Source organism: Streptomyces viridosporus T7A (genome assembly GCF_008704515.1).
GTDB lineage: Bacteria > Actinomycetota > Actinomycetes > Streptomycetales > Streptomycetaceae > Streptomyces > Streptomyces viridosporus.
Map to the genome: position 1 here is coordinate 7,230,354 of NZ_CP023700.1, position 24,774 is coordinate 7,255,127.

At 73.7% G+C, this 24,774-nt stretch carries 2 protein-coding genes (1 of these 2 cut by a window edge); both read left to right on the forward strand.

The window, feature by feature from the left end:
• Positions 1–15,708: a non-ribosomal peptide synthetase gene (locus tag CP969_RS34360; protein WP_191093705.1), complete on the forward strand. Its 15,708-nt coding sequence runs from the start codon at positions 1–3 to the stop codon at positions 15,706–15,708.
• On the forward strand, positions 15,705–24,774 hold the 5' portion of the coding sequence (locus tag CP969_RS32990; protein WP_150474996.1) for a non-ribosomal peptide synthetase. It continues 3,305 nt past the right edge of the window; only the first 9,070 of its 12,375 coding nucleotides appear in the window; its start codon is at positions 15,705–15,707; its stop codon lies off the right edge, out of view. Before CP969_RS34360 ends, CP969_RS32990 begins: the two co-directional genes overlap by 4 nt.

Consider the following 24,774-nt stretch of genomic DNA (forward strand, 5'->3'; position numbering starts at 1 on the left):
ATGGCTGAAGGGCGTTCGGTGCGTCATGGGGTGCTGGCCGCGCAGCGAGAGGTCTGGGTGGCCCAGCAACTGCGGCCGCTCAGCCCTCGGTTCAACTGCGGCGTTTTCCTGGACGTCGGCGAGGCCCTCGACGCCGCCGTGCTCCGCCGCGCCGTGACCCGTGCCCTGGAGGAGACGGAGACGCTGCGCTCACTGTTCGCCGAACAGGACGGCGACGGCGAGATCATCCGGACCACGCGGCCGGCCCCCGACGACTGCGTGACGACAATCGACGTGCGCGACGCGGACGACCCGGTCACCGCGGCACGGCGGTGGATGGACGCCGACCTGGCCGAGCCGGTCGACCTGCGGCACGACCCGAGCTACCGGCACGTGCTGTTCCGGATCGGCGAGCGGCGCTCCATCTTCTACTTCCGCTACCACCACATCACGCTCGACGGTTTCGGGCAGACCCTGTACCTGAACCGGGTGGCCGACCTCTACACGGCCCTGGCCACCGCCACCGAGCCGGACGCGGCCCCGTTCGGCGGCCTGGACCGCCTGCTGGACGAGGAACGGCAGTACGAGGACTCCGCCAGGTGCGCCGAGGACCGGGCCCACTGGCACACCACCGCCCGGTCCCTCGCCGAGGGACGCGGCAGCGGCCCGGCGGCCGCCTCGGACCAGGTGCTCCGCGACACGGTGCGGCTGCCGCGGGAACTGACCGACGCGGTGTGCGCCCACGCGCGGTCGCACGGTTCGCGCTGGACCGCGGTGATGCTGGGTGCCGTGGCGGCCTGTGCCCGGCGGCGGCAGGGCGACGACGCGGTCGTGATCGACCTGCCGGTGACCGCCCGCACGACCCGGGCCGCGCTGACGACGCCCGGCATGATGTCGAACGTGCTGCCGCTGCGGCTGGAGGTCGCGCGCGACGCGGACCTGCGCGCCCTCACGGAGGAGGTGTCCCGGGCACTGCCGGCGACACTCCGGCACCAGCGCTTCCGCGGCGAGGAGCTGTACCGCGAGCTCGGCGCGGGCGGCGCGCGGGGACACCTCTCGGTGAACGTGATGCCGTTCGACCACCAGGTGCGGTTCGGCACCGCGCCGGCGACCCTGCACCAACTGGCCAACGGCCAGGTGCACGAGGTGGCGATCGACGTGTACGGGACCCCCGACAAGGGCGGCGACATCCACGTCACCGTGCACGCCAACGCCCGGACGCACACCGTCGAGGACGTCCGGCAGTGGCACCGGGAGCTGCGCCGCATGCTCGTCCACCTCCTCGGCGGACCGGGCCGCACGGTCGGCGAGGCCGAACTGCTCGACGAGGCCACCCTCCACCGGGTGCTGCGGGAGTGGAACGACACCGCCGCGGAACTCCCCGCCGGCACGGTCGTCGACTGGTTCGAGGCCCGGGCGGCCGCGGACGGCGACGCCGTGGCGGTGACCGACGCGTCCACCGCACTGCGCTACGACGAGCTGAACGCCCGGGCGAACCGGCTCGCACGCGTGCTGATCGAGCGGGGCGCCGGAGCCGAGGACCTCGTCGCCGTCGTGCTGCCGCGCTCCACGGAACTGCTGGTGGCCCTGCTGGCGGTGTGGAAGACCGGCGCGGCGTACGTGCCGATCGACCCGGAGTACCCCACCGAGCGCGTCGCGCACATCCTCGACGACGCCCGGCCGGTCGTGACCCTCACCTGCTCCGGCCTGGCGCACCTGATACCGGACGGTGCGCCCTCCCTCGAACTGGACTCACCCGCCCTCGCGGCCGAGTGGGAGTCCCGCGCGGACGGCGACATCACCCCCGATGAGCGGCCGCGCCCGCTGACGCCGGACCGTGCGGCGTATGTGATCTACACGTCGGGGTCGACGGGGCGGCCGAAGGGGGTGGTGGTGGATCAGGGGAATCTGGCGTCGTACGTGTGGTTCGCGGGGCGGGCGTATCCGGGGCTGGCGGGTCGGTCGGTGGTGCATACGTCGATCGCTTTCGATCTGACGGTGACGGGTGTGTTCGTGCCGTTGACGTTGGGTGGGTGTGTGTGGTTCACGGGGCTGGACGAGGCGGGGTGGTTGCCGGAGGGGTTCGAGGCGTCGTTCTCGAAGGTGACGCCGGCGCATGTGGGGTTGCTGGCGGAGTTGCCGGTGGGGTTGTCGGCCACGGAGCAGGTGGTGGTCGGTGGGGAGCAGCTGCCGGGGGGTGCGGTGGCGGTTCTGCGGCGGCTGCGTCCCGGGGTGTCGGTGGTGAACGAGTACGGGCCGACCGAGGCGACGGTGGGTTGTTCGGTGTTCGTGGTGGGGCCGGGGGAGGTGGTGCCGGGGGGTGCGGTGCCGATCGGGCGGCCGGTGGCGAATGCGCGGCTGTATGTGCTGGACGGGTGTCTGCGTCCGGTGGCGCCGGGGGTGGGGGGTGAGTTGTATGTGGCCGGTGCGGGGGTGGCGCGGGGGTACTGGGGGCGGGCCGGGCTGACGGCGGGGCGGTTCGTGGCGGATCCGTTCGGGGGTCCGGGGGCGCGGATGTATCGCACGGGTGATGTGGTGCGGTGGTCCTGGGGCGGGCAGTTGGAGTTCCTGGGGCGGGTCGACGACCAGGTGAAGGTGCGGGGTTTCCGCATCGAACCCGGCGAGATCGAAGCCACCCTCGTACGGCATCCGGCGGTGTCGCAGACGGCCGTCCTCGTCCGCGAGGACCGCCCCGGGGACCAACGGCTGGTCGCCTACGTGGTGTGCGCCGGAACCGGCGACGAGCCGGGGCACGGCGGCGGTTCCGCGGCCGCGGAGCTGCGCGCGTTCCTGCAGGACCGGCTGCCCGCCCACATGGTCCCCTCCGAGTTCGTCCCGATGGCGGCGCTGCCGCTGACGGTCAACGGCAAGGTCGACCGCGCGGCGCTCCCCGTGCCGGACGCCGGCACGGACGTGCCGGCGCCACCCGGGAGCGGCCAGGACCCCCGGACCGAGATCCTGTGCCACCTGTTCGCCGACGTGCTGGCGGTCCCCGCGGTCGGCGCCGACGACGACTTCTTCGCGCTGGGCGGGCACTCCCTGCTGGCCACCCGCCTGGTCGCCCGCGTCCGTTCCGCCCTGGGCGCCGAACTCTCCCTCCGGGACCTGTTCGACCACCCCACGGCCGGACGCCTGGCGACGCTGCTGGACACCGCACGCGAGACGCGGCCGGCCCTCCGGACGGAGAGCAGACCCGAGTGGGTGCCGGCGTCGTTCGCGCAGCAGCGGATGTACTTCCTGAGCCGGCTGGAAGGGCCGAGCGCGCTCTACAACTACTCGCTGGCGGTGCGTTTCTCCGGACCGCTGGAGCCGGCCGCGCTGCGTGCCGCGCTCGGCGACGTGACCGCCCGGCACGAGGCGCTGCGCACCACCCTCACCGAGCACGACGGCGTGCCGTGCCAGGTCGTGCACCCGGCGACGGAGCCGGACCTTCCGGTGCGGCCGCTGGCCCGGCGGGACCTGGACGCCGAACTCGGGCGGCTGGCCCGCGGGGCGTTCGACCTGTCCGGCGAACTCCCCTTCCGCTCCCGGCTCTACCGGATCGACGATTCCGGCGACCCCGGCACCGAGTGGGTGCTGGCGATGGTGGTGCACCACGTCGCGGGAGACGGGTGGTCCGTCGGCCCGATCCTGCGGGACCTGGCCACCGCGTACGGCGCCCGGCTGGAGGGCCGCGCCCCCGCCTGGCCGGAACTGCCGGCCCGGTACGCGGACTACGCGGTGTGGCAGCGCCGCCTGCTGGGGTCGCAGGGCGACCCGGACAGCGTCCTCGCCGGCCAGCTCGCCCACTGGCGCGAGCACCTCGCCGGACTGCCCGAGGAACTGCCGCTGCCGACGGACCGCCCCCGCCCGGTGGACGCGTCCCACACGGCCGGCCAGGTGCCGTTCCAGGTGCCGGCGGAGGTGTACTCGGGACTGCGGGAACTGGCGCGTGAGCGGGGCTGCACCCTGTTCATGGTGGTGCACGCCGCACTGACCGCCCTGCTGTCGCGGTTCGGCGCGGGTTCCGACATCGCGGTGGGCACCCCCGTCGCGGGCCGTACCGACGAAGCCCTCGCCGATCTGGTCGGCTTCTTCGTGAACACGCTCGTCCTGCGGGTCGACGTCTCGGGCGAGCCGGCGTTCACGGAACTGCTCGACCGCGTACGCGAGGCGGACCTGGCGGCGTACGCGCACCAGGACGTGCCCTTCGAGCACCTGGTGGAGGTGCTGAACCCGCCCCGCGCTGCCGGACGGCACCCGCTGGTCCAGACGATGCTGTCGTTCGCCAACGCCGACCAGGGCGTGACGGCGCAGGCACTGACGCGGTTCCCGGACCTCGAGGCGAGCGTGTCGGAGGTCGACACCGCAGCGGCCAGGTTCGACCTGGAGTTCTCGCTCGCCGACGGCCTCCAGGAGGCGTCGGCGTGGCACGGCACGCTGCGGTACAGCACCGCCCTGTTCGACGCCGGGACCGCCGAGGCGCTCGCGTCCGGCCTGGTACGGGTGCTGGAGCAGGTGGCCGCCTCCCCCGGGCACCCGGTGGAGACGCTGGACGTGCTCGGCCGGTCCGGGCGCGAGCGGCTGCTGGTCGAGAGGAACGACACGGCCGCTCCGGTCCCCGCGGCGACGGTCACCGAACTGTTCGACCGGCAGGCGGCGGCCGCCCCGCAGGCGATCGCCGTCCGCTCGGGCGCCGTGACGCTGACGTACGCGGAGCTGGACGCCCGGGCCGAGCGGCTCGCACGCGTGCTGGTGAGCCGCGGCGTCGGGGTGGAGTCGCGGGTGGCCGTGGCGATGCGGCGGTCCGCCGACGTCCCGGTGGCCCTGCTGGCCGTCATGAAGGCCGGCGCGACGTACGTGCCGGTGCGCGTCACCGACCCGGCCCCCTGGGTGCGGGACGTCCTCACCTCCGTCGGCGCCGAACTGGTGCTCACCGACCACACCGACGAGGCCGCGGCCTGGGGCCTGCCCGTGATCGAACCCGGCCGGTCCGCCGGCACCGGGGACACGGACGCCACCGGGAACACCGCGCTGCCCGCGGCCCGCCCCGACACCCTGGCCTACATCGTCTTCACCTCCGGCTCCACCGGCACCCCCAAGGGCGTCGCCATCCCGCAGCGCGCGATCGTCGAGTTCGTCTCCGATCCGCGCTGGGCCGAGGACGAGGCCCACCGCCGCGTCCTGGCCCACTCGCCGCTGGCGTTCGACGCCTCGACGTACGAGACGTGGGTCCCCCTGCTGCGGGGCGGCACCATCGTCATGGCTCCCCCCGGGGACCTCGACGTGCCCGCCCTGCGCCGGGCCCTGGCCGAGGGCGAGGTCACCGCCGCCTTCTTCACCACGGCGCTGTTCCGGGTCGTGGCCGAGGAGGACCCGCAGAGCCTCGCGACCCTGCGGCAGGTGTGGACCGGCGGCGAGGCGGTACCGCCGGACGCGGTCGCACGGGTGCGCTCGGCGTGCCCGGGACTCACGGTGTTCAACGTCTACGGGCCCACCGAGACCACGACGTTCGCCCTGCGCCACCCGGCCACGGACGCCGACGCGGCACGCACGATCCTCCCGATCGGCCGCCCGCTGGCCAACACCCGCGTCTACGTCCTGGACCAGCTGCTGCGGCCGGTGCCCTCCGGCGTCGCGGGCGAGCTGTACATCGCCGGGGCCGGACAGGCACGGGGCTACTGGAACCGCCCGGACCTCACCGCGGACCGGTTCGTGGCCGACCCGTTCGGCGCGCCCGGCACGCGGATGTACCGCACCGGGGACATCGTGCGCTGGAACGGCGGGGGGGACGTCGAGTTCCTCGGCCGTGCCGACACGCAGGTCAAGCTGCGCGGCTTCCGCATCGAACTGGGCGCCGTCGAAACCGTCCTCGGCCGGCACCCGCACGTCGCGCAGGCGGCCGTGTTCGTCCGCGAGGACGGACCGGACCGGCGGCACCTGGTGGCCTACGTCATCCCGGCCGCGCCCACCTCCGAGGCCGACCTCCTCACCCACATGAGGCGGCGGCTGCCGGAGTACATGGTCCCCTCCGCCGTCCTCACCGTCGACCACTTCCCCCTGACCCCCAACGGGAAGATCGACCAGAAGGCGCTGCCGGCCCCCGACCCGGCCTCCCGGCCCTCGTCACGGCCCGCCCGCAACCCCCGCGAGGAGATCCTGTGCGGGCTGTTCGCCGACGTCCTCGGCGTCGACGAGGTCGGCATCGACGACGGGTTCTTCGACCTCGGCGGCCACTCGCTGCTGGCGACCCGGCTGGTGTCGCGGCTGCGTGCGGCACTGGGCGAGGAGGTGGCGATCCGGGACGTCTTCGACCACCCGACCGTCGCCGAGCTGTCCGACGCGATCGGCGTGCGGGCGGCGAAGCGGCCGCCGCTGACCGCGGCGGTGCCGCGCCCGGAGTCCGTGCCGGCGTCCTACGCCCAGCAGCGCCTGTGGTTCACCCACCACGTCGAGGGACCGAGCCCCACCTACAACATCCCCCTGGTCCTGCGCCTGACCGGCGCCCTGGACGTCGCGGCGCTGCGGGCGGCCCTGGCCGACGTGGTCGCCCGGCACGAGAGCCTGCGCACCGTCTTCACCGACACCGAGCAGGGCGCCCGCCAGGTGGTGCGGGACGCGGTCCCGGAACTGGTGGTGGAACGCACCGGCCCCGCCCGGGCCGCCGAGCGGATCGACGAGGCCGCCCGGCACGTGTTCGACCTGAGCACCGACCTGCCCTTCAAGGCATGGCTGTTCGAGACCGAGCCCGGCACGGCGTGGGCCCTGACCCTGGTCGTGCACCACATCGCCGCGGACGGCTGGTCCCTGGCACCCCTGGTCCGGGACCTCGCCCACGCCTACTCCGCACGGACGGAGGGCCTCGCACCGCGGTGGGAACCGCTGCCGGTGCAGTACGCCGACTACACCCTGTGGCAGCGGCAGCTCCTGGGCGCGGAGGACGACCCGGCCGGCCTGCAGTCGAGGCAGCTCGCGTACTGGCGCGACCAGCTCGCGGAACTCCCGCAGGAGCTGGACCTGCCCACCGACCGTCCCCGCCCCGCGGTGGCCTCCCACCGGGGCGCGGCCGTGGCGTTCCCCGTCGACGCCGCCGTGCACGAGGGGCTGGCCGAGCTGGCCCGCACGACCGGCACCACGGTGTTCATGGTGGTGCAGGCGGCGTTCGCCGCACTGCTGACCCGGCTGGGCGCCGGCACCGACATCCCCCTGGGCACCCCCGTGTCCGGCCGCGACGAGGAAGCCACCCACGACCTGGTGGGCTTCTTCGCCAACACGCTCGTCCTGCGCACCGACACCTCCGGCAACCCCGCCTTCCGCGAGCTGCTGGACCGTGTCCGCGCCACCGACCTGGACGCCTACGGCAACCAGGACGTGCCCTTCGAGCGGATCGTCGAACTCGTCAGCCCCGCCCGGTCACTGGCGTACAACCCGCTGTTCCAGGTCGCCGTCACCGTGCGGCCCAAGGAGAGCTTCGGCACCACCCTGGCCGGCCTCACGCTCGACGTGCACGAGGTCGACACCGGGCGGGCCAAGTTCGACCTGCTGCTCAGTCTGGAGGAACACCGTGACGCCCGGCGCGACTGCGCCGGCATGGACGGCGTGCTGCAGTACGCCACCGACCTGTTCGACGAGCCCACCGCCGACATGATCGCCCGGGCGCTGTGCCGGGTGCTGGAGCAGGTCGTCGCCCGCCCGCAAACACGCCTGGGCGACATCGACGTCCTCGGCGCGACGGAACTGCGGGACCTCACCGTCACCCGGAACGACACCGGGGACGCCCCCGCCCCCCGCACCTTCCCGGACCTCTTCGCCGAACAGGTCCGGCGCGCACCGGACGCGACCGCGGTGACCGACGACCACCGCAGCCTCAGCTACGCCGAACTCGACGCGGCCGCCAACCGCCTCGCGCACCACCTGATCGGCCGCGGCATCGGAGCCGAGGACCTGGTGGCGATCGCGATGCCCCGCTCGGCCGACATGGTCACGGCGCTGCTGGCCGTGCACAAGGCGGGCGCCGCCTACCTCCCGGTCGACCCCGCCTACCCCGCCGAACGCATCGCGTACATGCTGGGCGACGCCGCCCCCGCGCTCCTCGTCACCACCGGTGCCACCGCGGCGGACCTGCCGCCCGGCGAAGTACCCCGGGTGCTCTTCGAGGACCTGCCCGCCGGCCCCGGTGACGACGGGCCGTCCCACGCGCCGACCGACGACGACCGGGTCGGACCGCTGCGGTCGGACCACCCGGCCTACGTGATCTACACCTCCGGCTCCACCGGCCTGCCCAAGGGCGTCACGGTCACCCACCGCGGCCTGGCGGGCCTGGCCCACACGCACGCCACCCGTCTCGGAGCGGGCCCGGGCAGCAGCGTCCTCCAGTTCGCCTCGCTGAGCTTCGACGCGGCGGCCTGGGAGATCTGCATGGCCCTGCTGACGGGAGGCCGGCTCGTCCTCGCCTCACCGGACCGGCTCATGCCCGGGGAACCGCTGGCGGAACTCGTCGCGGAACACGGCATCACCCACGCCACCCTCCCGCCGTCCGCCCTTCCGGTGCTCGCCGACGACGCCCTGCCCGCCGGCATGGTCCTGGTGGTCGCCGGTGAGGCGACCAGGCCGGACCAGGTGGCGAGGTTCTCCCCGGGCCGCCGCATGATCAACGCCTACGGGCCGACCGAGACCACCGTCTGCGCGACGATGAGCGAGCCCCTGTCGGGCCGGCTGCACCCGCCGCTCGGCCGTCCCGTCACCGGCGCGCGGGTCTACGTCCTGGACGAGTTCCTGCGTCCGGTACCGCCCGGCGTCGCGGGACAGCTGTACGTGTCCGGCCCCGGGCTCGCGCGGGGGTACCTGGGGCGGGCGGCGCTGACCGCCACCCGCTTCGTCGCGAACCCCTTCGACGCCCCGGGCTCCCGCATGTACGGCACCGGAGACCTGGTGCGCTGGACCCGCGACGGCGAACTGGTCTTCGTGGGCCGTGCCGACGACCAGGTCAAGCTCCGCGGCTTCCGCATCGAACTCGGCGAGGTCGAGGCCGTCCTGACCCGGCACGCCGCGGTGGCGCAGGCGGTGGCCGTGGTCCGGGAGGACCGGCCTGGCGACCAGCGCCTGGTCGCCTACGTGGTGAGCGACGGCGACTGCACCGAACGCGAGATCCTCGCGCACACGCGGGAGTGGTTGCCGGAGTACATGGTGCCGGCGGCGGTGGTGGTGCTGGAGGCGCTGCCGTTGACGGTGAACGGGAAGGTGGATCGCCGGGCGTTGCCGGTTCCGGAGTGGGAGCGGGGCGGTGAGGTGTTCCGGGGGCCGCGGGATGCGCGGGAGGAGTTGTTGTGCGGGCTGTTCGCCGAGGTGCTGGGTGTGGCGTCGGTGGGCATCGACGACGGGTTCTTCGAGCTGGGTGGGGACAGCATTCTGTCGATCCAGTTGGTGTCGCGGGCGCGTCGGGCGGGGGTGGTGCTGTCGGTGCGGGACGTGTTCGAGCAGCAGAGCGTGGCCGGGCTGGTGGGGGTGGCGGACTGGTCGGGTGAGGAGCGTGGCCGTGGGGCCGGTGGGGTGGATGAGCCGGTGGGGGTGTTCGCGGGGCTGCCGATCGTGTCGTGGCTGGCGGAGCGGGGCGGTGAGTGGCGGGGGTTCAACCAGTCGCAGGTGGTGCGGACGCCGGCCGGGCTGAGCGAGGCGGCGCTGCGTGCCGGGTGGCGGGCGGTGCTGGAGCACCATGACGGTCTGCGGTTGCGGGTGGTGGACGCGGCGGCTGTGCCGGTGGGGGTGGAGGTGCTGCCGGCCGGCGAGGTGCGGGCCGGGGGGTGCCTGGTGCGGGTGGATGCGGCGGGGTGTGCGGGGGAGGGGGCCTGGCGGGCGCTGGTGGAGTGGGAGGCGGTGCGGGCGCGGGAGGCGCTGGATCCGGTGGCCGGGGCGGTGGTGCGGCTGGTGTGGCTGGACCGGGGGCCGGCGGAGTGGGGGGCGCTGGTGATCGTGGCGCATCACCTGGTGGTGGACGGGGTGTCGTGGCGGGTGCTGCTGCCGGACCTGGCCGAGGCGGTGACCGCCGCCGCCGGTGCCGAGACCGCCGCCGACGGTGCCGACGCCGAGGCCGGTGCCGATGCCGGGGTGGTGCTGGCGCCGGTGGGGACGTCGGTGCGGCGCTGGTCGGCGGAGGTGGCGCGGCAGGCGCGGACGCCCGAGCGGGTGGCGGAGCTGCCGTGGTGGCGGTCGGTGCTGGCGGAGCGGACCGCGGTGGCCGACGGCGACCTCGACCCCACCCGGGACACGCACGGGACCGCGGGGTCGTATGCGGTGGCGCTGCCCGCGGAGGTGTCGCGGGTGGTGCTGACCCGGGCCGCGGGGCTGTTCAACGCGGGCGTCGACGACGTGCTGCTGACCGCTCTGGCGCTGGCCCTGTCGCGGTGGACGGCCCGCGGGGACGGGGCCGCCCGGGACGCCCGGGGCGGCGGGGGCGGCTGGGTGCTGGACCTGGAGAGCCACGGCCGGGACGAGGAGCTGCTGGCGGGGGCGGATCTGTCGCGCACGGTGGGCTGGTTCACCTCGATGTATCCGGTCCGGGTGGACGCCGGTCCCGCGGCGTGGCGGGAGGTGACCGCCGGCGGTCCGGTGGTCGGGGCGGCGATCAAGCGGGTGAAGGAGCAGCTGCGGGCCACCCCGGGGCGCGGGAGCGGGTTCGGCATGCTGCGCTATCTCAACCCGGAGACCGCCGCGGCGCTGCGCGGGCAGCTCCCGCCCCAGATCGGGTTCAACTATCTGGGCCGGTTCACGACCGCCACGGGCGAGGAGCCCACCACCACCACCGCCAGCGGTGGCGGTGGCGCCGACTGGGGGGTGCTGGCCGCGGGGGTGGCCGGGCAGTGCGGGCGGACGCCGCTGGGGCATGTGCTGGAGGTCAACGCGGTGGCGCAGCAGGACCGGGCCGGTGGTCTGGTGCTGCGGGCCACCTGGTCGTGGGCGTCCCGGCTGCTGGACGGCGAGGCGGTGCGGGAGCTGGCCGGCCTGTGGGCCGAGGCGCTGACCGGCATCGCCCGGCACACCACCGACCCCGGCGCCGGCGGACTCACCCCCACCGACGTCGCGGACCCGGCGCTGACGCAGGCCGAGCTGGAGGAGCTGGAGGCCGAGACACCCGGTCTGGAGGACGTCCTGCCCCTCGCGCCGCTCCAGCGCGGGATGATCTTCCACAGCGTCTACGACGACGCCGGTCCCGACGTCTACACCGCACAGCTGGTGTTCGACCTCGAGGGCGACGTCGACGGTGCGCGCCTGCGGGAGGCGGCCTCCGTGCTGCTGCGCCGGCACGCGAACCTGCGGGCCGCGTTCGTCCAGCGGAAGTCGGGCGAGTGGTCGCAGGTCGTGGCGCGGTCGGTGACGGTGCCGTGGCGCGACGAGGACGTCTCGGGCGCCGGTGACGTCGAGGCGGCGGCCGCGAAGCTGGTGGAGGCGGACCGGTGGGCGCGCTTCGACCTGCGCCGTCCGCCCCTGGTGCGGTTCCTGCTGATCCGCCTGGCCGAGGGCCGGTTCCGGTTCGTGATGACCAACCACCACATCCTCTGGGACGGCTGGTCCACCCCCGTCCTGCTGCGCGAACTGCTGGCGCTGTACCGGCAGGGCGGCGACGACCGGGGACTGCCCCGGGTGCGCCCGTACCGCGACTACCTGCGCTGGCTGTCCGCCCGCGACCGGACCGAGTCCGAACGGGCCTGGCGAGGTGCCCTGGACGGTCTGGCCGAGCCCACCCTGCTGGCACCCGACCGCAGCCGCACGACCTCGGTTCCCGAGCAGGTCTTCGCCGGCCTGGACAAGGACACGACGGCGGCGCTCGACCGGTGCGCGCGGGAGTGGGGCGTCACCCTGAACACCCTGGTGCAGGCGGCGTGGGGACTGGTGCTGTCGTGGACGACCGGCCGCCGCGACGTGGTCTTCGGCACCACGGTGTCAGGCCGCTCGGCGGACCTGCCGGGTGTGGAGTCGATGGTGGGACTGTTCGTCAACACCGTCCCGGTACGGGTGACGGTGGATCCGGCCGAACCGCTGCGCGACCTGGTGGAGCGCATCCAGCGGGAGCAGTCCCGGCTCGTCGAGCACCAGCACGTCGGCCTCGCCGACATCCAGCGCTGGGCCGGACACGGCGAACTCTTCGACACCGCCACCGTCTTCGAGAACTACCCGGTCGACGCCGAGACGCTGTCCCCGCCCGAGGGCAGCGGATTCCGCATCACCGACGTCGGGGGACATGACGCGACGCACTACTCGCTGGGCCTGGCCGTCGCGCCGGGGGAGGAACTGGCGCTGCGGCTCGACCACCAGCCGGACGTGGTCGGCGTCGACGAGGCGAACGCGACGATGAGGCGGCTCGTCACCACGCTCACGCGCATCGCGGACGCCTCCAGCCGGCCCGCCGGAAGCCTGGACCTGCTCGACGCCGGGGAACGGCACAAGGTCCTCGAGGAGTGGAACGACACCGCGGCGGAGATCCGGCCCGGTGAGGTACGTGACTGGTTCCGGGAGCAGGTCGCGCTGACACCGGACGCGGTCGCGGTCGTGGACCCGTCCGAACAACTCACCTACGCCCAGCTCGACGCACGCGCCGGCCGCCTCGCCCGCATCCTGCGCGGCCACGGCGTCGGCCCGGAGGGCCGTGTGGCCGTGCTCCTGCCCCGCGGCGTCGACCTGGTGGCCACGCTGCTGGCGGTGTGGAAGACCGGCGCGGCGTACGTGCCGATCGACCCGGAGTACCCCGCCGAGCGCGTCGACTACCTCGTTACCGATTCCCGCCCGGCCGTCACGGTCACCACGAGCGACCTGCTCGACCGGACCCCGGAAGACACTGCCCGCCTGGTGCTCGACGACCCCGCGGTGGCGGCGGACCTCGCGTCCCTGGACACGGACGGTCCGGACGCTCCGACGGCCGTGGAGGACGCCTGCCCGGCGAGCCGTGCGGCGTATGTGATCTACACGTCGGGGTCGACGGGGCGGCCGAAGGGGGTGGTGGTGGATCAGGGGAATCTGGCGTCGTACGTGTGGTTCGCGGGGCGGGCGTATCCGGGGCTGGCGGGTCGGTCGGTGGTGCATACGTCGATCGCTTTCGATCTGACGGTGACGGGTGTGTTCGTGCCGTTGACGTTGGGTGGGTGTGTGTGGTTCACGGGGCTGGACGAGGCGGGGTGGTTGCCGGAGGGGTTCGAGGCGTCGTTCTCGAAGGTGACGCCGGCGCATGTGGGGTTGCTGGCGGAGTTGCCGGTGGGGTTGTCGGCCACGGAGCAGGTGGTGGTCGGTGGGGAGCAGCTGCCGGGGGGTGCGGTGGCGGTTCTGCGGCGGCTGCGTCCCGGGGTGTCGGTGGTGAACGAGTACGGGCCGACCGAGGCGACGGTGGGTTGTTCGGTGTTCGTGGTGGGGCCGGGGGAGGTGGTGCCGGGGGGTGCGGTGCCGATCGGGCGGCCGGTGGCGAATGCGCGGCTGTATGTGCTGGACGGGTGTCTGCGTCCGGTGGCGCCGGGGGTGGGGGGTGAGTTGTATGTGGCCGGTGCGGGGGTGGCGCGTGGGTACTGGGGGCGGGCCGGGCTGACGGCGGGGCGGTTCGTGGCGGATCCGTTCGGGGGTCCGGGGGCGCGGATGTATCGCACGGGTGATGTGGTGCGGTGGTCCTGGGGCGGGCAGTTGGAGTTCCTGGGGCGGGTCGACGACCAGGTGAAGGTGCGGGGTTTCCGCATCGAACCCGGCGAGATCGAAGCCGTACTGGCCGAGCACCCCGATGTGCGCCGTGCCGTGGTGGTGGCCCGGGAGGACCGGCCGGGCGTCCAGACATTGGTCGCCTACGTCGTCCCCGCCCAGGACACCGGGGCCCCCGCACCGGATCTCCGCGCCTACGTGCGCACCCGGCTCCCCGAGCACATGGTCCCCGCGGCCGTCGTCCCGCTCACCGAACTCCCCCTCACCACCAACGGCAAGATCGACCGGGCCCGGCTGCCCGCACCGGACCACGAGCACACGGGCGGGTCCCGCCCCGCCCGGGGACCGCGGGAGGCACTGCTGTGCCGGCTGTTCGCGGAGACCCTGGGAGTCGAGGACATCGGCATCGACGACTCGTTCTTCGCGCTGGGCGGGGACAGCATCATGTCCATCCAGCTCGTGGGCCGCGCACGCCGGTCGGGCTCCCGCTTCTCGGTGCGCACCCTGTTCGAGAACCCCACGGTCGCGGAGCTGGCGCGCGTCGCCGACTGGACCGACGGGGACCACGAGGAAGAGGACGGTGCCGAGGCCGCCCGGGGAATGGGGGTCTTCCCGGCGCTGCCGATCTCGCGCTCCCTGCTGGAACGCGGTGGCGACTGGGCCGCCTACCACCACACCCAGGTGCTGCGGGTGCCCGCGGGACTGACCTGGCCGGACCTGCTCACCGGCGTGCAGGCGGTGCTCGACCGCCACGACGTGCTCCGTTCCCGTGTGCGCCACGACGAGGAACACGGACCGGTCATGGACGTGTCCGCCCCGGGAACACAGACCGCCGAGACGGTCCTGACCCGCGTGGACGTGCGCGGCCGGGACGGAGCCGGGATACGCGAGGAGACGGACGCACGGGCCGCGGCGGCGGGACACGCGCTGGACCCGGCCGCCGGAATCATGCTGCGGCTGGTCTGGCTGGACGCCGGAGCGCGGGAACCCGGGACGCTGGTCGTCGTCGCCCACCACATGGTCGTGGACGGCGTCTCCTGGAGAGTGCTCCTGCCGGACCTGGCGGAAGCCGTGGAGAGCGCCCGCTCGGGCGGCGCGGCCGAGGCACCGGCCCCCGTCGGCACCTCCCTGCGGGCCTGGTCGCTGGAGATGGCGCGGCAGGCGGTGAGCGAACGGCGCGAGTCGGAACTGGACCGGTGGACCTCCGTCCTGTCCCGGCGAACCCCCGTGGCCGACGGTGAACTGGACCCCGAACGCGACCAGTACAGCTCGATGGGGCTGTTCTCGGAGACCGTGCCACCGGACGTGTCGGAGATCGTGCTGACGCGCACCGCGGACCTCTACAACGCGGGCGTCGAGGACGTCCTGCTGACGGCGTTCACGCTGGCGCTGGCACGCTGGCGCCAGACCCCCGACGGATCCCCGCAACCGGGATGCCTCGTGGAACTCGAAAGCCACGGCCGGCACGAGGAACTGATGCCCGGAGCCGACCTGTCGCGGACGATGGGCTGGTTCACCACGGTGTACCCGGTGTGGCTCGACCCGGGACGGGTCCGGTGGTCGGAGACGGGCGGACCGGACGTCGGCGAGGCGATCAAACGGATCAAGGAACAGCTGCGCGCGGTCCCCGACCGCGGCGTCGGCTACGGCCTGCTGCGCCACCTCAACCCCGCGACCGCCGGCGTACTCGGCCGGTACCCCGCACCCCAGGTCGGCTTCAACTACCTCGGGCGCATGCGCACCGCGGCGGGCGAGGAACACGACTGGGGCCTGCTGCCCGGAACCGGGCACGGCACCGGACCGGCCGTCCCGCTCAGCCACGTGGTCGAACTCAACGCGGTCGCCGAGGAACAGGACGGGCTCCTCCGGCTCCGGGCCAACTGGAGCTGGGCACCGCGGTTGCTGTCGGAGGACGACGTGCGCGCCCTGGCCGGGCTGTGGGTCTCCGCGCTCACCGGCATCGCCGAACACACCAAGGATCCCGACGCCGGAGGGATCACCCCGACCGACTTCTCGCTTTCCACCCTGAGTCAGAGCGAGATCGACCTTCTTGAAGCTGACTGGGAGATTTTCGAATGAGCACGCAGAGGCGCAACATCGCGGACATCCTCCCCCTGTCGCCGCTTCAGGAGGGCATGCTGTTCCACAGCATCCGCGACGAGGGCCCGACCGATCTCTACGTCCGTCAGCTCGCGTTCGACCTCGACGGCGAGGTGGACCGGGACCGGCTGCACGCGGCGGCGGAGGCGCTGCTGCGCAGACACGCCAACCTCCGGGTCGGCTTCCGCCACGAAGGCCTGGCGCAGCCGGTCCAGGTGGTGGCGCGGTCGGTGACGGTGCCGTGGCGCGACGAGGACGTCTCCGGCGCCGACGACGTCGAGGCGGCCGCCGCGGAGCTCGTCGAGGCGGACCGGTGGGCGCGCTTCGACCTGCGGCGCCCGCCCCTGGTGCGGTTCACGCTGATCCGCCTCGGCGGCGGCCGCTCACGTTTCCTGATGACCCACCACCACATCCTGTGGGACGGCTGGTCGTCCTCCGTGCTCCTCCGTGAGCTGCTGTGGCTGTACAGGGAGGGCGGCGACGACCGGGGCCTTCCGCAGGTGCGTCCCTTCAAGGACTACCTGGGGTGGCTCGCCGACCGTGACCGGGACGAGTCCCGGCGCGTCTGGCGGGACGCCCTCGCCGGGGTGGAGAGCCCGACACTGGTCGGGCCGGCGGGAGGAAGCCACACCGCCGTCGTCCCCGAGTCGGTCACCGTCACGCTGGACGCGGACACCACCCGGGAGCTCGGCCGGTGCGCGCGGGAGTGGGGCGTCACCCTGAACACGGTGGTGCAGGCCGCGTGGGGGCTCATGCTGTCGTGGACGACCGGTCGCACCGACGTGGTGTTCGGCGCGACGGTGTCCGGGCGTCCCGCCGAGCTGGCGGGCGTGGAGTCGATGGTCGGGCTGTTCATCAACACCCTGCCGGTACGCGTGAGCGTCGACCCCGCCGAATCGCTCAAGGACCTCGTCACCCGGCTCCAGCGGGAACAGGCCCAGCTCGCCGACCACCACTACGCGGGCCTGGCGGACGTCCAGCGCTGGGCGGGACACGGTGAACTCTTCGACACGGTCACCGTGTTCGAGAACTACCCGTTCGACGCCGAGAGCCTCGAAAGCCTCTTCGACGACGTACGAGTCGCCGGTGTGGAGGCGCAGAGCGCGACGCACTACCCGGTCTACCTGCTCGCGATCCCGGGCGCGGAGCTGACGCTGTGCGTCAAGTACCAGCCGCACGTGATCGACCCCGAGGACGCTCACCGGTACACGGACGCCCTGCAGCGGATCCTCACCGCGATCACCCGCGCACCGGACGGCCCGGTCGGCCGGGTCGACCTGCTGGGCGCGGACGAACGGAAGCGGATCACGCAGGGGTGGAACGACACCGGGGCGGTGCCGGTGGTGGACGGGTTCCTGGTCGATCGTTTCGTGCGGCAGGCGGGGGAGACGCCGGACGCGGTGGCGGTGGTGTGCGGGGACGCGGAGGTCACGTATGCGGAGCTGAACGCGCGGGCGAACCGGCTGGCCCGGGTGCTGGTGGAACGCGGCGTGGGCCCGGACTGCTTCGTGGGGGTGGTGCTGCCGCGGTCGGTGGAGCTGGTGGTGGCGCTGCTGGCGGTGTGGAAGGCCGGCGGCGCGTATGTGCCGGTGGATCCGGAGTATCCGGCGGAGCGGATCGGCTATGTGCTGGCCGACGCGGCGCCGGCGGTCACGGTGACCACGCGTGCGCTGGCGGGGGCGCTGCCGGCGGGTCTGTCGGTGCTGGTGGTGGATGACGCGGGCACGGTGGAGGAGTGTGCCCGGCGGGACTCCGCTGATCTTGTGGTGGGGGTGCCGGGGGCGGGGGCGGCGTATGTGATCTATACGTCGGGGTCGACGGGGCGGCCGAAGGGGGTGGTGGTGTCGCGGTCGAGTGTGGCTGCGTATGTGGGTTATGCGGCGGGGGCGTATGCGGACATGGCGGGGGTGTCGCTGGTCGGGACGTCGGTGGCGTTCGACCTGACGGTGACGGGGTTGTTCGCGCCGCTGGTGTGTGGGGGGTGTGTGTGGCTGGCGGAGTGGGCGTCGGAGGTGCGGGTGCCTGCCGCGGTGGTGGCTGCGGGGGGTGTGTCGATCGCGAAGGTGACGCCGAGTCATCTGTCGTTGGGGTCGGGTCCGGCCGGGGGGGTGTGGCCGTCGGGCACGCTGGTGACGGGTGGGGAGGCGTTGCGGGGGCCGGTGCTGGAGCGGTGGCGGGCCGAGCATCCCGGGGTGCGGGTGGTCAATGCGTACGGTCCCACGGAGGGGACCGTGAACTGCTGTGACTTCGTGGTGGAGGCGGGGGAGGCCGTCGGGTCGGGTGCGGTGCCGATCGGGCGTCCGTTCCCGCATGCGCGGGTGTATGTGCTGGATGCGGGGTTGCGTCCGGTGCCGCCGGGGGTGGCGGGGGAGCTGTACATCGCCGGTGCGGGGGTGGCGCGCGGGTATCTGGGCCGGCCCGGGCTGAGCGCGCAGCGGTTCGTGGCCGATCCGTTCGGGGGGGCGGGGACGCGGATGTACCGCACCGGGGACCTGGCCCGCTGGACCCGGGACGGGGACCTGGTGTACGTCGGCCGGGTCGATGACCAGGTCAAGCTGCGGGGTTTCCGGATCGAGCTGGGCGAGGTGGAGGCGGTGCTGGCCCGGTGTGCCGGGGTGGCGCAGGCGGTGGCCGTGGTGCGCGAGGACCGGCCCGGCGACCAGCGCCTGGTCGCCTACGTGGTGAGCGGCGGCGACTGCACCGAGCGCGAGATCCTCGCACACGCGCGGGAGTGGCTGCCGGAGTACATGGTGCCGGCGGCGGTGGTGGTGCTTCGGGAGCTGCCGCTGACGCCGAACGGGAAGGTGGACCGGCGGGCGCTGCCGGCGCCGGACTGGGACGGCGGGCGCGGGGCGTCGCGGGCGCCGCGGGGCCCGCGCGAGGAGCTGGTGTGCGGGCTGTTCGCCGAGGTCCTGGGCGTGGCCTCGGTGGGGATCGACGACGGGTTCTTCGCGCTGGGCGGGCACTCGCTGCTGGCCACGCGGCTGGTGTCGCGGATCCGTTCCGTGCTCGGGGTGGAGATCGCGGTGCGGGAGGTGTTCGAGCATGCCACGCCGGCCGGGCTGGTGCGGGTCCTGGACGGCCGGGCGGGCCTGGCCCGCCCGGCGCTGACCGCGCGGGAGCGCCCGGAGCGGCTGCCGGTCTCCTACGCCCAGCAGCGGCTGTGGTTCCTGCACAAGCTGGAGGGCCCGAGCCCGACCTACAACATTCCCCTGCCGCTGCGTCTGACCGGCGCCCTGGACACCGCGGCGCTGCGGGCGGCCCTGGGCGACGTGGTGGCCCGGCACGAGAGCCTGCGCACCGTCTTCACCGACACCGAGGACGGCGCCTGCCAGGTCATCCTGGAGACGGCCACGCCGGAGCTGGTGGTGGAGGAGGTCGCCGAGGAGGAGTTGCCGGCCGCGCTGGCCCGGGCCGGGGCGTATGCGTTCGATCTCGCGGGTGAGATCCCGGTGCGGGGGTGGCTGTTCCGGCTCGCCCCGGACGAGTGGGTGCTGGTGCTGGTGGTGCACCACATCGCCGCCGACGGGTGGTCGCTGGCGCCGCTGGCGCGGGACCTGACCCGCGCCTACGGCGCGCGGGCGCGGGGCCGTGCCCCCGGGTGGGAGGCGCTGGCGGTGCAGTACGCCGACTACGCGCTGTGGCAGCGCGAGGTGCTCGGCACGGCCGACGACGCCGGCAGCGTGCTGGCCGGGCAGCTGGAGTACTGGCGCCGGCAGCTGGCGGACCTGCCCGAGGAGCTGGCCCTGCCGGTGGACCGGCCCCGTCCCGCGGTGGCCTCCCACCGCGGCGCGCGGGTGTCCTTCGAGATCCCGGCGGAGGTGCACGGCGGGCTCCGGCAGCTGGCCCGGGCCCACGGGTGCAGCATGTTCATGGTGGCGCACGCCGCGCTGGCCGCGCTGCTGTCGCGGTTCGGCGCCGGCCACGACATCCCCATCGGCTCGCCCATCGCCGGGCGTCTGGACGACGGCCTCACCGACCTGGTCGGCTTCTTCGTCAACACCCTGGTGCTGCGCACCGACCTGACCGGCGACCCGTCCTTCGCCGAGCTGCTGGCCCGGGTCCGGGAGACCGACCTGGCCGCCTACGCCCACCAGGACGTGCCCTTCGAACAGCTCGTCGAGGCCCTCAACCCCGCCCGCTCCCTCTCCCGCCACCCCCTCTTCCAGACCGCCCTGGCCTTCAACAATCCGAACGACCGACCGGAAACGGTGACACTGCCCGGGCTGCTCGCGGAACCCGAGGCGATGGAGGCGTCGACAGCACGGTTCGACCTGACCTTCACGCTTACGGAAAGCTCCACCCCGCAGGGCGACGGAACGTATATGAGGGGCGCCCTGGAGTACAACACCGACCTCTTCGACCGTGGCACGGCGGAGGAGTTGGTTGTCGGTCTGCGACTGCTGCTGGGGCAGGTGGCGGAGGATCCGCGGGTTGCGTTGTCGGCGCTGGAGGTGGTGGTTCCCGAGCGGCGGCGTCAGATGGTGGTGGACTGGAACTCGCCGGTGGTGGACGCGGGTTCGGGTGTGCTGCCGGTGCTGGTGGAGGCGCAGGCCCGGGCGGTGCCGGACGCGGTGGCGGTTTCGGACGGCGTGGAGACGCTGACGTATGCGGAGCTGAACGCGCGGGCGAACCGGCTGGCCCGGGTGCTGGTGGAGCGCGGCGTGGGCCCGGAGTCGTTCGTGGGGGTGGTGCTGCCGCGGTCGGTGGAGCTGGTGGTGGCGCTGCTGGCGGTGTGGAAGGCCGGCGGCGCCTATGTGCCGGTGGATCCGGAGTATCCGGCGGAGCGGATCGGCTATGTGCTGGGTGATGCGGCGCCGGCGGTCACGGTGACCACGCGCGCGCTGGCCGGGGTGCTGCCGGCGGATGTTCCGGTGCTGGTGCTGGACGGTGCGGAGACGGTGCGGGCGTGTGCGGCGGCGGGTGCGGGGGATGTGTCGGACGGTGAGCGTCGGGGGCGGCTGCTGCCGGGGCACGCGGCGTACATGATCTACACCTCGGGGTCGACGGGGCGGCCCAAGGGGGTGGTGGTGGAGCACCGCAGTGTGGTGCGTCTGTTCGCGGCGACCGAGGGCTGGTTCGGGTTCGGCCGGGAGGATGTGTGGACGCTCTTCCATTCCTATGCGTTCGACTTCTCGGTGTGGGAGATCGGCGGGGCGCTGCTGCACGGGGGCCGGCTGGTGGTGGTCTCGCCGGAGGAGCGGACGTCGCCGGAGGCGTTGCTGCGGCTCTTGGTGCGGGAGCGGGTGACGGTGCTCAGCCAGACGCCGTCGGCGTTCTATCAGCTGATGCAGGCCGATGCGGAGCATCCCCGGCTGGGGGAGGGGCTGGTGCTGCGGCGGGTCGTCTTCGGCGGGGAGCCGTTGGATCCGGGCCGGCTGGAGGGCTGGTACCGGCGGCATGCGCCGGATGCTCCGGTGCTGGTGAACATGTACGGGATCACCGAGACGACGGTGCACGTCACCTACCGGGAGCTGGATCCGGTGCTGGCCGCGGGGGCGGCGGGCAGTGTGATCGGGGAGCGGATCCCGGACCTGCGGCTGTATGTGCTGGACGCGGGGTTGCGTCCGGTGCCGCCGGGGGTGGCGGGGGAGTTGTATGTGGCCGGCAGCGGGGTGGCGCGTGGGTACTGGGCGCGGGCCGGGCTGACGGCGGGCCGGTTCGTGGCGGATCCGTTCGCGGTGGGCGGGCGGATGTACCGCTCGGGCGATGTGGTGCGCTGGACCCGCGACGGTGAGCTGGTCTTCGTGGGGCGTGCGGATGGTCAGGTGAAGGTCCGCGGGTACCGGATCGAGGTCGGTGAGGTGGAGTCGGCGCTGCTGCGGCATCCCGCGGTGGCGCAGGCGGCGGTGACGGTGCGGGAGGACCGGCCCGGTGACCGGCGGCTGGTGGCGTATGTGGTGCCGGGTGCGGGGCATGCGGGGGTGCCGGGGCTGCGGGAGTGGCTGGGGGGTTTCCTGCCGGGGTACATGGTGCCGGCGGCGCAGGTCACGCTGGAGCGGCTGCCGCTGACGGCGAACGGCAAGCTCGACCGGCGGGCGCTGCCGGCGCCCTCCTCGGAGCAGTCGGCTGCCGGGGGCCGGCGTCCCCGCGGGCCCCGGGAGGAGATCCTGTGCGCGCTGTTCGCCCAGGTCCTCGGCGTCGACGAGGTCGGCATCGACGACGGATTCTTCGAACTCGGCGGCCACTCGCTGCTGGCGACCCGGCTCGTGAGCCGGATCCGTTCGGTCCTCGGTGTCGAGGTGGCGATCCGCGACCTGTTCGAGTCGCCGACCGTCGCGGGACTGAGTTCTCTCCTCGACTCGATGGCCGACGCGCGCACCGCGCTGCACAGGGCCGAGCCACGTCCCGAGCACGTACCGGTCTCGTTCGCCCAGCAGCGGCTGTGGTTCCTGCACAAGCTCGAAGGACCGAGCCCCACCTACAACATCCCGCTCGGCGTGCGTCTGCACGGTGAACTGGACGTGGAGGCGTTGCGGGCCGCGTTCCGCGACGTGGTGGTCCGGCACGAGAGCCTGCGCACCGTCTTCGCCGACGGTGACGACGGCACCAGCCAGGTCGTGCTCGACGCCGACCGGGTCACCCCCGTGCTCGAGGTCGTGGACGTCGACGAGGACCAGGTGGCCCGGGAGGTCGCCCGCGTCGCGCAGCACTGCTTCGACCTCGCCACCGAGATCCCGATCCGCGGCTGGCTGTTCCGTCTCGACCCCGAGGGCACCGACTGGGTCCTGCAGGTCATGCTGCACCACATCGCCGGGGACGGATGGTCGCTCGGGCCCATCGCACGCGACATGGCCACCGCGTACGGCGCCCGTCTGGAGGGCCGCGCCCCCGCATGGCTGGAACTGCCGGTCCAGTACGCGGACTACGCCCTGTGGCAGCGAGAGGCCCTGGGCTCGGAGGAGGACCCGGACAGCGTGGTCTCCGGGCAGCTCGCCTACTGGACGGAGAAGCTCGCCGACCTCCCCGAGGAACTCGCCCTGCCCTTCGACCGGCCCCGCCGCGCGACCGCCTCGTACGAGGGCCGACGGGTGCCGTTCACGATCCCCGGGGAGATCCACGCCGGGCTGGCCGAGCTGGCCAGGGAGCACGGATGCAGCACCTTCATGGTGATGCACGCCGCCGTGGCGACCCTGCTGTCGAGACTGGGAGCCGGCACCGACATCCCCCTCGGCTCGCCCATCGCCGGCCGCACCGACGACGCGCTCAACGACCTCGTCGGGTTCTTCGTCAACACGCTCGTCCTGCGCACCGACCTGACCGGGAACCCGACCTTCCCCGAGCTGCTGGCCCGGGTCCGGGAGACCGACCTGTCCGCCTACGCCCACCAGGACCTTCCCTTCGAGCGGCTGGTCGAGGTGCTCAACCCGAGCCGGTCGCTGGCGCGCCACCCGCTGTTCCAGACGCTGATCGCCTTCCAGAACACCGACCAGGCCATGGCCGAGGCCGCCCTGGCCGACTTCCCCGGAGTCCGGGTCGCGCCCACCGAGATCGAGACGACGAGTTCCAAGTTCGACCTCGCGTTCTTCTTCGTCGAAGGCAAGGGCGACAGCGCCACCCCCGGCTTCCAGTGCGTTCTGGAGTACAGCTCCGACGTCTTCGACCGGGAGACGGCGGACGGATTCACCGCGGGCCTGCTCCGCGTGCTGGAGCAGATCGTCGCCCGACCCGACGTACGCGTCGACGACGTCGAGATCCTGGACGCCGAACAGCGCACCCGCACGCTGACGACGTGGAACGACACCGCCGTCCCCCTGCCCGACGTCTCGCTGCCGCAGGCGTTCGAGGCACGCGTGCGGCGGACACCCGACGCCGTGGCGGTCACGTGCGGCGACGAGCAGCTCACCTACGCCCGCGTGCACGAACTGTCCGACCGGCTCGCCCGCGACCTCGCCGAGCACGGCGTGGGAGCCGAGTCGCCGGTGGTCGTGGCGATGGACCGCGGCGTGCACGTGCCGGTCGTCCTGCTGGCCGTCCTCAAGGCGGGCGGCTCCTACGTACCGGTCCGCCCCTCCGATCCCGTCGAGCGGATCCGGCACGTGGTCGGCGACGTGTCGGCCGTACTGGCCGTCGTGGACGACGCGTACGCCGACGCCGCTCAGGCGTGGGGCGTGCCGGTCCTCGAACCGGGCCGGGCCCTGCGCCGGGAGCCGGCCGACGCCGCCGCGGAGACGGCTCCCGGCACCCCGGCCGCAGCCGCACCGTGCGGCGCCCGGCTCGCCTACGTGATGTACACGTCGGGGTCCTCCGGCACACCGAAGGGCGTCGCGGTCACGCACCGGGACGTCCTGGCCCTGGCCCTGGACCCCCGGTGGGAGACCGGCCAGGACCGGGTGCTCGCCCACTCGCCGATGGCCTTCGACGCCTCGACCTACGAGATGTGGGTCCCCCTGCTCCGCGGCGGACAGGTCGTGTTCGCGCCTCCCGGCGACGTGGACGTGGCGGTGCTGGCCGAGGTGGTCGACCGGCACGCGGTGACCGGACTGTGGCTGACCGCCGGCCTCTTCCGCGTGGTGGCGGAGGAACAGCCGACGGCACTGACCGGCGTGCAACGGGTGTGGACCGGCGGCGACGTGGTGTCGCCGGCAGCGGTGGAACGAGTACGGGCCGCCTGCCCGGAAATCACCGTGGTCAACGGATACGGTCCCACGGAGACCACCACCTTCGCCCTCAGCCACGAGATCGACGCCGACCGTCCGCTGGGAGCGAGCGTGCCCATCGGGCGCCCGCTGGCGAACATGGCCGTGTACGTCCTCGACGACCGGCTGCGGCCGGTTCCGCCCGGCGTGGGCGGTGAGCTGTACATCGCGGGCAGCGGCGTGGCACGCGGCTACTTCAGGCGGCCGGGGCTGAGCGCGCAGCGGTTCGTCGCCGACCCGTTCGGCGGCGCGGGCGCGCGCATGTACCGCACGGGAGACCTCGTGCGGTGGACGCGGGACGGAGTGATCGAGTTCCTCGGCCGTGCCGACGACCAGATCAAGCTCCGCGGCTTCCGCATCGAACTCGGCGAGGTCGAGGCCGTTCTGGCACGCCATCCCGCCGTGG